General features: G+C 73.3%; 14 protein-coding genes. 5 read left to right on the forward strand and 9 right to left on the reverse strand.

Translation table 11 applies throughout. The features are described from left to right. Positions 1-14: 14 nt before the first annotated feature. Together CNX65_RS20770 and mptB are read right to left on the reverse strand one after the other, a co-directional pair. Entirely contained in the window at positions 15-1,364 is a 1,350-nt protein-coding gene (locus CNX65_RS20770) for a cellulase family glycosylhydrolase (protein WP_096495251.1), read from the reverse strand. A 131-nt stretch (positions 1,365-1,495) separates the two neighbouring features. Beyond that, positions 1,496-3,154, reverse strand: a complete 1,659-nt coding sequence (mptB, locus tag CNX65_RS20775) for a polyprenol phosphomannose-dependent alpha 1,6 mannosyltransferase MptB (RefSeq protein WP_096495252.1) — start codon at positions 3,152-3,154, stop codon at positions 1,496-1,498. A gap of 337 nt (positions 3,155-3,491) precedes the next feature. Between mptB and CNX65_RS20780 the strand changes: the two genes are divergently transcribed. Next, positions 3,492-5,423, forward strand: a complete 1,932-nt coding sequence (locus tag CNX65_RS20780; protein ID WP_096495253.1) for a tellurite resistance TerB family protein — start codon at positions 3,492-3,494, stop codon at positions 5,421-5,423. A gap of 105 nt (positions 5,424-5,528) precedes the next feature. Beyond that, positions 5,529-6,458, forward strand: coding sequence for a GDSL-type esterase/lipase family protein (locus CNX65_RS20785; RefSeq protein WP_157767758.1), 930 nt, complete (start codon positions 5,529-5,531; stop codon positions 6,456-6,458). 59 nt (positions 6,459-6,517) lie between these two features. On the opposite strand, the gene CNX65_RS20790 is transcribed toward CNX65_RS20785, so the two are convergent. Both CNX65_RS20790 and CNX65_RS20795 read right to left on the reverse strand, forming a co-directional pair. Then, on the reverse strand, positions 6,518-7,267 hold the full coding sequence (locus tag CNX65_RS20790; protein ID WP_198320520.1) for an IS5 family transposase: 750 nt from the start codon (positions 7,265-7,267) through the stop codon (positions 6,518-6,520). A gap of 448 nt (positions 7,268-7,715) precedes the next feature. Continuing rightward, entirely contained in the window at positions 7,716-8,108 is a 393-nt protein-coding gene (locus tag CNX65_RS20795) for a hypothetical protein (RefSeq protein ID WP_096495255.1), read from the reverse strand. Between CNX65_RS20795 and CNX65_RS20800 the strand changes: the two genes are divergently transcribed. The 3 genes from CNX65_RS20800 (at position 8,101) to msrA (ending at position 9,832) form a co-directional block, all read left to right on the forward strand. Beyond that, complete coding sequence (locus tag CNX65_RS20800; protein WP_096495256.1) at positions 8,101-8,550, forward strand: hypothetical protein; 450 nt, start codon at positions 8,101-8,103, stop codon at positions 8,548-8,550. The two genes, CNX65_RS20795 and CNX65_RS20800, sit on opposite strands and share 8 nt — an antisense overlap. Beyond that, entirely contained in the window at positions 8,547-9,209 is a 663-nt protein-coding gene (locus CNX65_RS20805; RefSeq protein WP_157767759.1) for a hypothetical protein, read from the forward strand. Before CNX65_RS20800 ends, CNX65_RS20805 begins: the two co-directional genes overlap by 4 nt. Positions 9,210-9,328: 119 nt before the next feature. Next, positions 9,329-9,832 (forward strand): peptide-methionine (S)-S-oxide reductase MsrA, encoded by a 504-nt coding sequence (gene msrA, locus CNX65_RS20810; protein WP_096495258.1) that lies wholly within the window; start codon positions 9,329-9,331, stop codon positions 9,830-9,832. Positions 9,833-9,918: 86 nt separating this feature from the next. On the opposite strand, the gene CNX65_RS20815 is transcribed toward msrA, so the two are convergent. From CNX65_RS20815 to CNX65_RS20835, 5 genes are read right to left on the reverse strand one after another with little or no spacing between them, the layout of a single operon-like run. Further along, positions 9,919-10,746 (reverse strand): citryl-CoA lyase, encoded by an 828-nt coding sequence (locus CNX65_RS20815; RefSeq protein ID WP_096495259.1) that lies wholly within the window; start codon positions 10,744-10,746, stop codon positions 9,919-9,921. Then, positions 10,743-11,966: a CaiB/BaiF CoA transferase family protein gene (locus tag CNX65_RS20820; RefSeq protein WP_096495260.1), complete on the reverse strand. Its 1,224-nt coding sequence runs from the start codon at positions 11,964-11,966 to the stop codon at positions 10,743-10,745. Before CNX65_RS20820 ends, CNX65_RS20815 begins: the two co-directional genes overlap by 4 nt. Further along, complete coding sequence (locus CNX65_RS20825; protein WP_096495261.1) at positions 11,963-13,474, reverse strand: tripartite tricarboxylate transporter permease; 1,512 nt, start codon at positions 13,472-13,474, stop codon at positions 11,963-11,965. The genes CNX65_RS20820 and CNX65_RS20825 overlap by 4 nt, the downstream gene beginning before the upstream one ends. After that, complete coding sequence (locus tag CNX65_RS20830) at positions 13,474-14,091, reverse strand: tripartite tricarboxylate transporter TctB family protein (protein WP_232519930.1); 618 nt, start codon at positions 14,089-14,091, stop codon at positions 13,474-13,476. Before CNX65_RS20830 ends, CNX65_RS20825 begins: the two co-directional genes overlap by 1 nt. After that, complete coding sequence (locus tag CNX65_RS20835) at positions 14,088-15,074, reverse strand: Bug family tripartite tricarboxylate transporter substrate binding protein (protein ID WP_096497901.1); 987 nt, start codon at positions 15,072-15,074, stop codon at positions 14,088-14,090. The genes CNX65_RS20830 and CNX65_RS20835 overlap by 4 nt, the downstream gene beginning before the upstream one ends. Between the last annotated feature and the right edge of the window lie 87 nt (positions 15,075-15,161).

Below are 15,161 nucleotides of genomic sequence, written 5' to 3' on the forward strand. Positions count from 1 at the left end.
AGCAGGGGTGTCGACTACGACGCCGCGCAGCTCAGCGACGGCGCGGTGTTCGCGCCGCGCGTCGTGCCGAGGAAGCCGAACGCGGTGCTCGCGCCCGCCCCCAGCGACCCGTTGTAGGACGCGTTGCGGGCGGTGACGTTCGCGCCGGACGAGGTGACGTCGGCGTTCCACGCGTTGCTCACGGTCTGGCCGTCGGCGAACGTCCAGGTCACCGTCCACGACTTGATCGCCTTGGCCCCCGCCGTGACCCGGACCTCCGCCTGGAACCCGCCCTGCCACTGGCCGGTGGTGGTGTAGCTCGCGGTGCACGAGCCGGTGGGCGGCGGGGTCGTCGTGGTGGTCGTGGTGGTCGTCGTCGTGGTGGTGGTGCTGGTGGGCTGGTTGCCGCCGCCGTAGATCGACGCCTCGCGCGAGGTGGCCTTGATCCCGTTGGCGCCGTTGAAGATGCGCTGCCCCCACGTGGTCAGCCGGGCCGGGTCGAAGTCGGTGGCCATGTCCAGGATCGGATCGGTGTTGCCGCTCCACGACCAGCCCAGGTAGCCCATCCCCCTGGCCTGCGCCTGGGCGAGGATGGTCTCGTGGTCGACCTCGCCGGAGGCGAACTTCCAGCCGAACTCGCCGATCACCAGCGGCCACCCGTTGGCCTGGAAGCGGTCCAGGTAGTCGATGATGCTGGCGGGCGTGCTGAACACCGCGTACATGTGGATCGACAGCACGGTGTTGCGCTGGGTGTCGGCGTCCAGGACGCGCTGCGCGTTGTCGCGCATGACGTACTGCCAGTCCTGGCCCCAGTTCGGGCCGTCGACCATCAGCAGGTGCTGGAACCCGTTGGCCCGCATCTCCTTGACCGCGTTGACGGTCGCGTCGGTCCACTGGGCGGCGTTGGTGTTGCCGATCGGCTCGTTGCCGATGTTGATGACGACGTAGTCCTCCTGGCCGACCAGCGCGGACTTCTGGCTGATCCAGTAGTCCACCGCCTCGTCGAGCGAGGCCGCGGCGCCCTCCTCGCCGTACCCGGTGGTGTCGTGCACCTCCAGCACGCAGATCAGCTTGTTCTGCTTGCACAGCGCGATGACCGCGGCGGTGTCGCTGGACGGTCCCCAGCGCTTGCCGCTGCCCAGCACCACGCGCACCGTGTTGGAGCCGAGCGCCTTGACGTCGGCGAACGAGCTGGTGCGGCCGGTGTACCAGACGTGCGGGTGGTTGACCCCGCGCATGACGAACGGCTGGCCGTTGGCCTCCACGATCTTCGTGCCGCTGACGTGCAGGCCGACGGCGGCTTGCGCCTGCGGCGGCTGGGCGACGACCACGAGGCCGGCGATGGCCAGCAGCGTGGCGCCGAGCAAGGCGAATACCCTGGTCATGACAGTGACCTCTGCGTTGAGGGGATCGTGACGCGGTCCGAGCATGGTTGGTGAACAGGGGTTCGACAACCCCGTCGAACGCTTCGAGCCCGCAGCGGGCGGTTCGACGGCGAATCGACTCGAGCCGGCCCTCAGCCGCGCGGGCGCGCCCACCCGGTCTGCGCGACGGCCGCCCGCTCCCCGACCCGCCGCAGCGCGAAGAACACCGCCGCCACCACCAGCGCGCCCCCGGCGTACCCGCCGACCAGCTCGCCCACCCGCCCGGCGAAGTTCCCCGCCAGCGGCGGGATCACCAGCGAGAGCACCGCGACCAGCAAGGCGATCCGCCGGTGCACCCGCCCGACCGGCAGGCACGCGGCCAGCGCGGGCACGGTCCACAGCAGGTACCAGGGCTGGATCACCGGGCCGAACGCCACGAACGCCGCCATCATCAGCCCCAGCGCGGCGATCGGCTCGACCCGGCCGCGCAGCTGCCGGTGCAGCACGCGGGCGAAGCAGCCCGCGATGACCGCGTACCCGATCAGCTTCCCGACCCCGATCATGGTCTGGGTGATCGAGGCCCCGAACAGCGCCCCGATCCCCCCGGTGAGGAACCCGAACCAGTTCGTCGGCGCCATCCAGCTGTTGACCCCGCCGGACGTGCCGAGCGTGAACAGCCACCCGAACCCGACCCCGGTCGCCAGCGACAGCGCCGCGAACACCACCACCGACGCCACCACCATCGCGGCCCCGGCGAGCACGAACCTCCCGGAGCCGCCGCCGAACCGCCGGGCCAGCGCGGTCCCGACCACGGCCAGCGCGATGATCGCGGGCAGCTTCACCGCCGCCCCGGTCCCGATCAGCGCGATCCCGCCCGCGAGCTGCCACCGGTCGACCTCGCCGGTGAGCGCGATCAGCGCCACCGCGACGCCGGAGAGCACCAGCCCGACCATCAGCGCGTCGTTGTGCACGCCCGCGACGAAGTGCCACAGCACCAGCGGGTTCAGCGCGCCCAGCCACAGCGCGGTGCGCCGCGACACCCCGGCGAGCACCGCGAGCCGCTGCACCGACCACACCACCAGCAGCACCCCGAGCAGCGCGAACGCCCGGTGCAGCAGCACGCCGACGACCGGGTCGCCGGGAGCCGCGGTGGCGATGGCCTGCTGGATCGCGGTGGTCAGCGGCCCGTACGGCGAGGGCGTGCCCTGCCAGTAGTCGCTCACCCGCGAGACGATCTCCGAATCGGCCCCGAGCGCCTGCGCGGGTCCGAGCTCGTACGGGTCCATGCCGCGCGCGGCGATCTCGCCCTGCGCGAGGTAGCTGTGCACGTCCCCGCTGAACAGCGGCGGCGCGACGACCAGCGGCGCGGCCCACAGCGCGAGCGTTCCGCGCAGCCAGGCGACGGCGGGCAGCCCGCCGGGGGCGCGGGCGGTGCGGCCGAGCAGCGACCAGGCCAGGACCAGCAGTCCGACGCCGGAGACGCCCGCCGCCAGGGCGGTGACGGCCACGGCGGGTGGCGGGTCGGTGACCAGGAGGGCGGTCCAGGCGGCGCCGGTGAGCAGGAGCGTCGCGACGGCGCCGAGCCAGCGCAGCACCTCCGGTGACGCCGCCCACGCCGTCGCGGGAGCGGGAGCGGAGGCCGAGGCGGGCTCGGCGGCGTTCGCGGCAGTGGCCTGGACCACTGCGGCGTCGATCCCTGCGCTGCCGGCCTCCGCGCCGCCCACCCCCGCGCCGGTGACGTCTCCGCCGGGCACGTCCGCGTCGGTCGAGCCGTCGACGGCGGTCGTGTTCTTCCTGGCGCGGTCGGACATCCGGGGCCTCTCCACTGGTCGGCGTGCACCCCATGATCGCCCGGCGGGCGACGCGGTCGCGTCGGACCACGGGCGTAGCCGGGGTACGACCACGGGAGGACAACCTATGCGGCCGAACGCCGTGATCAGCGGGTTTTCCCGGTGATCCGGGTCTCTCCCGCGCGCGAGCGCGGCCGGGAGGGCACGTGCGCCATTTGGCCCGCAGCGGTAGGGGGTGCTACCGATTGTGATCAACTCGTTCGGTCCCCGAAGCCGGACGGGGTCGGGGCGTCGTGGACGCTGGACGAAGCAGGGGCACCCGCGTGGGGCGGGGCAGGGGTTGTGAGGGAGCGGGCGAGTGGGGCTGTTCGACCGGTTGCTGAAGGTGTTCAACATCGAACCGGCGAGCGCGAGAACACCGGTCCAGGTGCAGCAGGAACCTCCCGCGTTCGTGCCGTTCCCCGACGCGGGGCCGACCGCGACGAAGGTCCTGGCGATGCCGCTGGCCGAGCAGGAGGGCCCCAACCCGACGCGGGCGCTGATGACGTCCTCGCCGAACGCGATCGCCTGGGTGCCGCCGGGCACCTCGGTGTGGGTTCCGGACGCCACGCTGCCCGGCGGGATGCTCTACTACGGCAGGCTCCCGCAGGGCAAGCCGCAGGCGAACCGGGACGGCGAGGTGATCGACCCGGCGCTGCCGATCGACTGGGACGTGCCCGACTACGGCGGCCGGGACGTGCCCGACCAGCCCGCGTACCACTCGCTGACCCCGCAGGCCAGGGCCGCGTACGTGCTGTGGCTGGAGAGCGGGCGGCGGGCGACGACCGCGCACATCGGCTACGTCTTCCTGTACTTCTACGGCCTGGAGCGCCGGGCGCTGGTGGACGCCGCGCGGGACCCCGCGGCGAAGGCCGACCTGCCGCGCGTGCTGGTGGAGGTGACCCGGCTGATCGAGGTGTACGGGCACCACGCCGGGTTCCGCGCGCAGGCCGAGGCGTTCCAGCAGGTGCTGCGGGTGCTGGGCGGCGGCGACGTGTTCGCGCCGCCGGACCCGGCGGTGCTGTCGGCCGAGGAGGTCGCGCACGACCTGGCCGTGGGGATCGGCGGTTTCGTCGCGGACGAGCGGCCCATCCCGGCCGAGTGGGCGTGGGCGTGGGCCATGGCGCACCCGGCGGTGTCGCTGAAGTCGGCGGCCACCCGCTACCCGGAGCTGTTCCGCGCGCTGTTCCACGCGCGCTACCGGGCGCAGCACGGCGCGGGCATGGTGGTGCGCCCGCTCAAGCGCAGGGTGAAGCTGTCCTACGTCCCGGCGAACCCGGCGATCAAGTCGGCGGCGCTGTCCGCGGACCTGCCGGACGTGATCAGCGCGGCGGCGCCGACGAAGGTGCTGACGGCGCTGGTCGACTCGTGCACCGAGGACCTCGGCCCGTACAGCAGGCTGCTGGCGCGCAACGCGGACGCCGCGGGCACGCTGACCGCGCTGCTCCTGCTGCCCGCCGAGCTGTTCGACCACCCGTCGCCGGTGCTGGCCGACCCGTCGCCGGAGCTGGAGGAGCTGCTGGACCTGATCGACGAGGCGCTGCCCGGCCGGACCTGGCAGTGCGGCGTCGACGTGGCGGACCTGGTGGCGCTGTGGCCCGCGCGCGCGACGGGCAAGTTCACCAAGGCGGACGCGGTCGGCATGGCCGAGCTGCTGGGCAGGCTCGGCGTCGGCATCGAGCCGGACGCGCGGCTGGGCGGCCCGGTGCAGTCCGAGGGGCCCGCCGTGCTGTTCCGGGTCACCGCCGAGCAGCCGAGGGAGCTGACGCCCGCGTACGCGTCCGCGACGGCGCTGCTGCACCTGGCGGCGGTGGTGTCGACCGCCGACGACGAGGTGTCCGACGCCGAGTGGGGGCACCTGGTCGCGTACCTCCAGTCGCGGCTGGACCTGACGCCGGGCGAGCGGATGCGGTTGACCGCGCACCTGGACTGGCTGCTGGTGTCGCCGCTCAAGCTCACCGGGCTGGCCAAGCGGATCAGCGTGCTCGGCGACGAGCAGCGGGCGCAGATCGCCGAGGTGGCGAGCGCGATCGCGGCGGCGGACGGGGAGATCTCGGAGAGCGAGGTCGCCGTGCTGCGCAAGATCTACAAGCTGCTGGGGCAGGACCCGGACTCGGTGCGCACCGGCATCGTGGCGTTCCGGGAGGCCGAGACGAAGCCGGTCTCGGTGCTCCAGGGCGGGACGGACGGCGGCGGTGGCGGCGAGGTGGCGGCGATGCTGGCGTTCGAGGAGGAGCAGGAGAACGGCTGAGCCGGGCGTCAGCGTCACCCGGCCGCGCGCTCGACGGGTCGCGGCGTGTCCGTTATGTACCCTGGGGCGGCAGGAGTTCGTGCTGCCGACCCGAGGGGTTCTCCCGTGCTGCGACGCCACCGATCCGCGCTGGCCTGCGCGCTGCTGCTCGCGCTGACCGCCTGCACCGGGGGTTCCGGTGACTCCGGCGGACCGGACGGGGCAGGCGGTGGGAGCGCGACCACGAGCAGCGAGCCGCCGCCGCGGAAGGTGTACGTGTCGGTCGGCGACTCCTACGCGACCGGGTTCCGCCCGCCCGTCGGCGGGCAGCGGGGCGGGTCGTCGCAGGACGCGTTCAGCCACCTGGTGGCCGAGCGGGCCGACCTGCGGCTGGTCAACCTCGCGTGCAGCGGGGCCACCTCGGCGGACCTGGTCGGCGGGGCGGACTGCACGCCCGGCAACCGGGCGCTGGACGCGCCGGAGACGGCGGGCCGCACCCAGGTCGACGCGGCCGTCGCCGAGCTGGAGGCGAGCGCCGGGCAGGTCGGGCTGGTCACGGTCGTGATCGGCGGCAACGACCTGATCCCGTGCGCCTCCCAGCCGCAGCAGGCGGTGGTGGCGTGCGCGACGCAGGCCGTGACGCGGATCAAGGCCAACCTGGCGACGGCGCTGCCGAAGCTGCGCGCGGCGGCCGGGGACGCGCCGATCGTCGGCCTGACCTACCCGGACGTGTTCCTGGGCGCGTGGGTGAACGACGAGGTGCCGGGCGGGCAGCGGTTGGCGGAGCTGTCGGTGACGCTGTTCCGGGACTTCTTCAACACCTCGCTCAAGGCCGAGTACGACAAGGTCGGCGCGCGGTTCGTGGACGTGACGGAGGCGACCGGGGCGTACCGGCCGCTGACGGAGCTGGTCGCGGACCCGGCGCACGGGCAGATCCCCGGACCGGTGGCGAGGGTGTGCGAGCTGACGTACTTCTGCGAGCTGACCGACGTGCACCCGAAGCCCGCCGGGCACGAGGTGATCGCGGACGGGGTGCTGCGGGCGGCCGGTCTGTAGGGGTGGCCGGTCCGCGGCGGGTGGTCGGTCTTAGTTGGCTGTTTGGGAACCCTGATTTGTCATGTGAATCGTCGGATGGTGATGCGGATCATTGCCCAGCGGACGTGGGCTTCGTGGTGGCGCGGGAGGCGTTCGCAGTCGCGGGCGCAGCGGCGGTGGCCGGTGATCCAGGCCAGGGTTCTTTCGACGACCCATCGGCGTGGCAGGACGTGGAACAGGGTTTTGCGCGGTCGTGACACCACCTCGATGGTCAACCCGAGGGTGGTGCGGGCCCAGCCGGGGAAGGCACCGTGGTAGCAGGCGTCGGCCCACAGGAGCGAAAAACGATCGCCCGCCCGGTCGCGGACCCGTCGCAGCAGGGAGCGGGCGGCGCGTTTGTCGTGCACGTCCGCCGGGGTGACCAGCACCGCGATCAGCAGCCCGAGGGTGTCCACGACGATGTGGCGTTTGCGGCCCTGGGTTTTCTTGGCCGCGTCCCAGCCGCGACTGCCGCAGCCGACGGTCGGGGCGGCGCGCTGCGACTGGGAGTCGATCATCCCGGCCGAGGGCGCCGCCACGCGCCCGGTCCCCCACCGGGCCCGGTCGCGCAGGACGTCGAGCAGGCGTTGACTGGCGCCGGTCAGCTCCCAGGCGGAGAAGCGCTGGTAGACGGTGTTCCAGGGCAGGAAGTCCGCAGGCAGGGCACGCCACTTGATGCCGTTGTCGACCGTGTAGAGGATCGCGTCGACGACCAGGCGTCGGCAGTGTTTCTCCGGGCGTCCGCCCTGTCCCGTGAGCCAGGGTGGGTCGGGCAGCAGCGGGTCGATCACCGCCCACTGGGCGTCGGTCAGGTCGGTCGGGTAGCGACGCGTCCGCACGACGGGTTGGTGGGTGGCGGCCAGGCGGCAACACCGGATGTCGCCGATGACAGCGCCTATCGGGGTCGGGCAGGATAACAACGGAAATCCTGGTCGAGCGGATGCCTAGACAACACCCGATCTACCAGGAGTTCCCCTATGCGCGCGCACCACAGAGCCCATCCCGTTACCGGTTCCCAAACAGCCACTTAGCAGGGTGTCGGTCAGCAGCGGGCTGCCTGCCGTTGGTTCGCGGGCGGTGTCGTTCCACCGTCGATCGTTCCCGCCGCGCTCGTTCGCGGTGGTCTCCCCCGCTGGCCTCATCCGATCTCGGCCCGAGTCGTTACCCCAGCCGCCCCAGGGGGCGGCCGAACGGGTGGTGTGCGGCCTCCCGGTGACACATGTCCGCCTCCTCCACCGATCACCCGGTGACCGGATGCTGAGGAGCGGACATGGGGTGGAATCGGCGCCTGCCCGCGCTGGCCGGGTGGTCGGCGGTGGCGGTGCTGGTGGTCGCAGCGGCGGCCACCACGCCGGGGGCGACGCGGGCGGAGCGGGTGCGCGCGGCGGACCCGGCCGAGCCTGGTCCACTGTGGACGGTCACGGCGACCTTCCCGGTGACGGCGGTGAACCCGGCGACCAGGACCCCGGCGGAGCGGCCCTCGGTCACCCCGCCGCCGGTCGCGCCCACGACGACCACCGCATCGTCCAGCGCCGCCCCTGCGCCGAGTGGCTCGACCACGTCGGCCAGCACGGCCACCTCCCCCGCCGCGCCGGGCGCGCCGCCGCGGGCGGTGGACGCGGTGGTGAGCACCGGGCGGCCCCCCGTGCGCTCCCCCGCCTGCTCCGCGCCCTCCGGCGCGGTCGCGGTGTTCCGGCAGCCGTGCGCGGGGGCGGCGGTGGGGCTGTGGCAGCGGGTCGAGCTGGACGTGGGCGAGCTGGACGAGGACAGCGGGATCGCGCTGGTGCTGCGCACCTCCACCGACCGGGACGGCGCGCCCGCGCCGGTCAGGGACCTGGTGGTGGGCTGGGCGGACGAGCCGGGCCGGTGGTCGCTGGTGGTGCGGATCGGCGCGTGGTGCGTCGGCGACCGGACCGGCGCCGAACTGCTCGCCTACCGGTTCCCCGCGCGCGGCTGGACGGGCCTGGCGGGCCCGGAGCTCGCGGGCGGCGCGGTGGTTCCCCCAGGCAGCGGGCTCCTGGACCGGGTGCCGGTCACCAGGGCCGACCAGACCCCGGATTGCGAGGATCGGTGAGCGGTTCCAGATCGGGACGGGCGGCGCGGCGGGAAGCGGCGGCGCGGAACGTGGCGCTGATCGCGGCCGTGGGCGCGGCCGTGGGCGTGCTGTCGCTGCTGGTGGCGTTCAGCGACCGGGTGCGCGGGGACGGCGGCGAGGCGTCCGCGTCGGGGTCGGCGGCGCTGTCCGGCAGCGCGACGAACCGGCCGGGGGTGGTGAGCGGCGGGGCTGCGGCGTGCGGGGACCCGACTCCGGCGGACGGGGTGCTGGTGGTGTTCCGCGCGCCGTGCGGGGGTGTGGTGGACGGGCCGGTGGCGGTGGTGGAGCTGGACGTGCCCGCGTACCCGGCGGAGGGCGCCCTGGTGCTGGTGGCGCGCGAGCTGACCGGTCCCGACGGGGTCCCGCACGAGCGGCCACCGGTGCGCGCGCTGACCCCGGTGGACGCGGGCACCGCCGATCCGGGGCGCGGTGGTCCCGGTGGGTGGGCGCGGGCGGTGCCGGTGGGCGAGGAGGGGGTGTGCACCAGGAGCGGTCGGGTGGAGCTGCTGCTGTACCTGCTGGCCGGACCGGGTGGGGCGGAGGCGCGGGGGTGGCGCGCGGGCGGGGAGGTGAGCGTGCCGCGGGACGCGAAGCGGCTGGGCTCGGTGGCGCTGACCAGGTCCGACCGGGGCTGCTGAGGGCGGGGAGCCGATTCGGCGGCGGGGGTGGACGTGGGTCACAATCGGGTGCGGGATGACACCGGGGCGCGCGGGCGTTCTCCCTGGTGGACCACGAACCAGCCGAGGAGCGACACCTGATGACTGCTGTGACCGAGCGCGCCGTTCTCGCGGGCGGGTGCTTCTGGGGCATGGAGGACCTGTTCCGGCGGCACCCCGGTGTCCTGGACACCAGGGTCGGCTACACCGGGGGCAGCGTGCCGAACGCGACCTACCGCAACCACGCGGGGCACGCGGAGGCGATCGAGATCGTCTACGACCCGGCGCTGCTGTCCTACCGGCAGGTGCTGGAGTTCTTCTTCCAGATCCACGACCCGACGACCCTGGACCGCCAGGGCAACGACATCGGCACGAGCTACCGGTCGGCGATCTTCTACGACACCGACGAGCAGAAGGCCGAGGCCGAGCAGGTGATCGGCGAGGTCGACGCGTCGAAGCGGTGGCCGGGCAAGGTGGTGACCGAGGTGACGAGGGCGAGCGAGTTCTGGGAGGCCGAGCCGGAGCACCAGGACTACCTGGTCCGCTACCCGGACGGGTACACCTGCCACTACGTGCGGCCGGAGTGGCAGCTCGGCGAGCGCTGAGCGGTTGGGCGCTGGGCCCGAGCGGCGAGCGCTGACGCGGAAGGGCCCGTTCCCCTGGGGGAGCGGGCCCTTCGCGTCGACGGGGCTCAGCCCTCGAAGTCCCTGGTCGGCTCGCCGGTGTAGTCGGCCAGCAGCGGCGGGGGCAGGGGGCCCTTGATGCGGCGGCCCGAGTTCGACTCCTCCCAGGCGTGGGCCAGGATTCCCACTGAGCGGGCCAGGACGAAGTAGCCGCGCGCGAGTTCCGGTTCCACGCCCAGCTCGGCGTAGACCACCGCCGTGATGCCGTCGACGTTCATCGGGGGTTTGCGCTCGCCGCGCGCCAGCGCCGCCTCCACGGCCAGCGCGGCCCGCAGGTGCTCGCCCTCGACCTCGCCGGCGTCGACCGCCTCCTGCACGAGCGCGAGCAGCACGTCGCGCCTCGGGTCCCTGGGGTGGAACCGGTGGCCGAAGCCGGGCAGGTACGCCTTGCGGGCGCGGTGCTCGGCCACGGTTTCAGCGGCCAGTTCCTCCACCGGCCTGCCGTCGTCGCGGGCCCTGGACACGATGTCGGAGAGCAGTTCCACGCACTGCTGCCCCGCGCCGCCGTGGGTGTCGCCGAGGACGTTGACGCCGTTGGCGATCGCCCCGTTGATGCCCACCCCGCAGGTCGCGGCCATCCGGGCGCTCGCGATCGACGGGGCCTGCGGGCCGTGGTCGACGCTGGCGACCATGGCCGCCTCCAGCAGGCGGGACTGGGCGGGGGTGGGCAGCGATCCCTTGGTGAGCAACCAGATCGCGCCCACGAAGCCGAGCCTGCCGATCAGCTGCTCGATCGGGTAGCCGCGCAGGTCGATCTCGCCCGGCGCGATGCGGGTGATCGACGTCGACCACCAGGCGGTGGTGTCCGCCGTCGTCGGGCCGGTGGCCTCCGTCATACCGCCCCCTCCTCGCGCAGCGCCGCGATCTCCTCGGCGGTGCACCCCAGTTCGGCCAGCAGGGCGTCCGTGTGCTCGCCCAGCACGGGGGGTGGGAGCGACGGTGCACTCGGGTGGTCGTCGACGCGGATCCCGTTGCCCAGCACGCGGAGCGGGTCCGGCAGGACCCCACCGGGGAACGGGAGCTCGTGCACCAGGCCGCGGTCCACGATCTGCGGGCTGGCCAGCACCTCGGGGACGCTGAGCACGGCCGCGGCCGGGACGCCCGCGGAGCTGAGCGCCTCCTCCCAGTGCGCGGCGCTCTCCTTGGTCAGCGCCACCTCCAGCTCAGCGGTGAGCTGCGCGCGGTGCGCCTTGCGGGACTCGCGCTCGGCGAACCTGGGGTCGGCGATGAGTTCGGGCCTGCCGAGCACGGTGCAGAGGAGTTCGAACTGCTCCTGCTTGTTCGCCGCGATGTTCAGGTCGCCGTCCGAGGTGCGGAACGTGCCGGACGGGGCCGCCGTGCCGTTGTCGTTGCCCAGCGGGCGCGGGGCCTGACCGGCGATCAGGTGGTTCGACACCACCCAGCCCATCGCGGTCACCGCCGTCTCCAGCATGGACACGTCGATCGAGCAGCCCACCCCGGTGCGCTCGCGCCCGACCAGCGCGGACGACACGGCGAACGCGGCGGCCAGGCCGCCGAGCACGTCCGCGATCGGGTACCCGGCGCGCAGCGGGGCGGTGCCGGTCGTGCCGGTCACGCTCATCATCCCCGAGTAGCCCTGGATGATCTGGTCGTACGCGGGCTTGGCGCGCAGCGGGCCGGTCTGGCCGAAGCCGGAGATCGCGCAGTACACGAGCCTCGGGTTGAGCTCCCGCAGCGCGTCCCAGCCGAAGCCGAGGCGTTCCAGCACGCCGGGGCGGAAGTTCTCCACGAGCACGTCGGCGCTCTGCACGAGCCTGCGCAGGACATCCTTGCCGCGCGACGACTTCAGGTTCAGGGTGAGGGAGCGCTTCTGCGCGTTCTGCGCGAGGAACGACGCCCCGAGCCGGTGCCGGTTCAGCTCGGCGGAGGCGCCGAGCTGGCGGGCGAGGTCGCCCGCGCCGGGGACCTCGACCTTGACCACGTCCGCGCCGAGCAGCGCGAGCTGGTAGCCCGCGTACGGCCCGGCGAGGACGTTGGACAGGTCCAGCACCCTGACCCCGGCCAGCGGTCGCTCCGGGGGGTTTTCGCTTGTCATGCCTGCGCTTCCTGTCGACGACGGGTCCGCGCCCGCTGGACGAGCAGCCCGGCGACGCCGAGCACGAGCACGCTGTAGAGGCCGATCGCGATGGGGCTGCCCACCAGCGCCGCCGGGTCACCGCCGCTGACGGCCATGGCCCTGCGGAACTCGGTCTCCGCGAGCGGGCCGAGGATCACGCCGATCAGCACGGGCGCGACGGGCAGGCCGTAGCGGCGCATGGCGAAGCCGAGCAGGCCGATGGCGAGCACCAGGACCAGGTCGAGGATCTTGCTGCTGGTGGCGTAGACGCCGAGCACCGCGAACACGGTGATGCCGCTGTAGAGGTAGTGGCGGGGGACCCGCAGGAGCTTGGCCCAGAGCGGGGCGAACGGCAGGTTCAGGATCAGCAGCACGACCATGCCGACGAAGAAGCTGGCGAGCAGCGCCCAGACCAGTTCGCTGGCCCGCTCGAACAGCAGCGGGCCGGGCTGCAGGCCGTACTGGCGGAACGCGGCGAGCAGCACGGCGGCGGTGGCCGAGGTGGGCAGGCCGAGCGCGAGCAGCGCGCCCATGGCGGTGCCCGCGGTGGCGTTGCCCGCCGCCTCGGGACCGGCGACGCCCTGGATGGCGCCCTTGCCGAACATCCGGTCGCCGCGGCGGGTGGCGAGCCTGCGCTCGGTGCCGTAGGCCAGGAACGTGGGGACCTCGGAGCCGCCGACCGGGATGACGCCGAAGGGGACGCCGATGGCGGTGCCGCGCAGCCACGCGGGCGTGGCGAGGCGGAACTCCTTGCGGGACAACCACAAGCGGCCGGACGAGGGGATGATCTCGTTGTCCTGCTTGGTGCCGCGCTTGGCGGCGACCGAGATGACCTCGCCGAGCGCGAGCAGGCCGACGGTGATCACGACGATGTCGACGCCGTCGAACAGCTCGGGCATCCCCCCGGTGAAGCGGGACGCGCCGGAGATGCCGTCGATGCCGACCAGCGCGATGGCCAGTCCGATCACCAGCGCGGACAGGCCGCGCAGCACCGAGTCGCTGACCACGGCGGAGATGGCGACGAACGCGAACACCGCGAGCGCCAGGTACTCGGCGGGGCCGAAGAGGGTGGCGAGCTGGGCGAGGGAGGGCGCGAAGAAGACGACGAGGACCGAGGAGACGATGCCGCCGACGAACGCGCCGATCGCGGAGGTGGCGAGGGCTTGGGCGGCCCGGCCGGACTTGGCCATCCGGTGGCCCTCGATCGACCCGGCGATCGCGGTGCTGTTGCCGGGGGTGTTCATCAGGATGCCGGAGATCGAGTCGCCGAACAGGCCGCCGAAGAGGACGCCCGCGAACATGATGAACGCGCCGATCGGGTCGAGCGAGAACGTGACGGGGAGCAGGAGCGCGACCGCCATGGCGGAGCCGAGTCCGGGGAGCACGCCGACGGCGGTGCCCAGGAGGGCGCCGACGAAGACCCAGAGCATGTTCATCGGGGTCAGGACGGTCAGGAAGCCCTGACCGAGGTTGGCCAACTGGTCCATCAGAACACTCCCGCCAGGATGCCGGGGGGCAGGTTCAGGCCGAGCCCCGCCGAGAAGGCCAGTTGGACGATCGAGGAGATCGCCAGGGACAGGAACAGGTCGAAGAGGGGGCGGCGGCTGCCGAGGGCTCGGGCGGAGCCCCAGAAGAGGAGTGCGCCGGAGAGGAGCCAGCCGAGGGGGTTGAGGATGACGATGAAGACGACGATCGTGCCGACGAACTGGAGGACCGCGCTGTGGTTGCCCCGGAAGCGGGTTGGTTCGTGGGCCTCGTGATCTTCGTGGTCGGGGGTGGTGTTCTCCACCAGGACGGTGTCGGTGGCGGCGGGCTCGGACGCGGCGGGGTGGGACGGGTCCGCGGCGCGGGCCGGTTCCGGGCGGCGCAGGACGTCGACGGTCATGAGGACCGCGAAGACCAGGCAGGCGATCGCGATCAGGGTCGGGAACAGCTGCGGGCCTGGGGAGGCGGCGTTGCGCGGCACCTCCATGGTGAGGGTGCCGATGGCGAGGACAATCCCGGTGACCAGGAGGAGGAGCGGGATGACCAGGCCGGTGCGGCGGCGCAGGAAGTCGGCGGCGCCCCCGCGCTCGGCGGGTGCGGTGTCAGGCTGCGTGGTCACAGGCCCAGCTCCTCGATGATCGCGTCGACCCTGGCCTGGTCCTCGCGGATGAAGTCGGTGAACTCGTCGCCGGTGAGCAGGCTGTCGACCCACTTGTTGCGCTGGAGCGCGTCCTCCCAGTCGGCGGTGCCCGCCATCTCGGTGACGATGTCGATCAGCTCCTGGCGCTGCTCGGCGGTGATGCCGGGTGGGGCGACCAGTCCGCGCCAGTTCGGGAGGGCGACGTCGACGCCCTGCTCGATCAGGGTCGGGGTGTCGATGCCGGGGACGGGCTCCTCGGCGGACACGGCGAGGGCGCGGAGGGTTCCGGCCTCGATCTGGTCGCGGAAGTCGTTGTAGCCGCTGATGCCCACCTCGATGGTGTGCGAGAGCAGGGCGGTCAGCACCTCGCCGCCGCCCGCGAACGCGATGTAGTTGATCTGCTCGGGGGCGATGCCCGCGCTGCGGGCCGCGAGACCGGCGAGGAGGTGGTCGGTGCCGCCCAGACCGCCGCCGCCGACGGGCCGGGCCCCGGGGTCGCGCTTCCAGGCGTCGATGAAGTCGGTGAGGGACCGGTAGGGGGAGTCGGCCGGGACGATGAAGACCTCGTAGTCCTCGGCGAGGCGGGCGATCGGGGTGGTGTCCAGGAGGTTCACCGGGGACTTGTTGACCGTGATCGCGCCCTCCATCACGGTGCCGGTCATCATCAGCTGCGTCGGGTCGGGCCCGATCTCGACGAACTGGCCGAGGCCGATCGTGCCCCCGGCGCCGGGAACGTTGACGACCTGGGCGTTGTTCACGATCGACTCGCCGCGCAGGGCCTGCTGGAACTCGCGCGAGGCAAGGTCCCAGCCGCCGCCGGGCGCGGCGGGGGCCATGACGGTGAGCTTGGAGCGCGGGGTGGCCCCCGCGGTGGACTTGCTGGCGTCCACGGCGGCGAACCCCGTGAGCACGAGAGCGCCCACGGCCCCCAGGACCCCGAGTGCGAGGCGTTTTCTCGGCACGATCACTCCCTTGTGATCCGGCTTGTGAGGTGGGTTGCCCGGTCGCCCGACGGCTAGTGTCCGCCTGGTGGACAACCTTGACCGCCT

Origin of the sequence: Actinosynnema pretiosum, from assembly GCF_002354875.1 — a bacterium.
Lineage (GTDB): Bacteria > Actinomycetota > Actinomycetes > Mycobacteriales > Pseudonocardiaceae > Actinosynnema > Actinosynnema auranticum.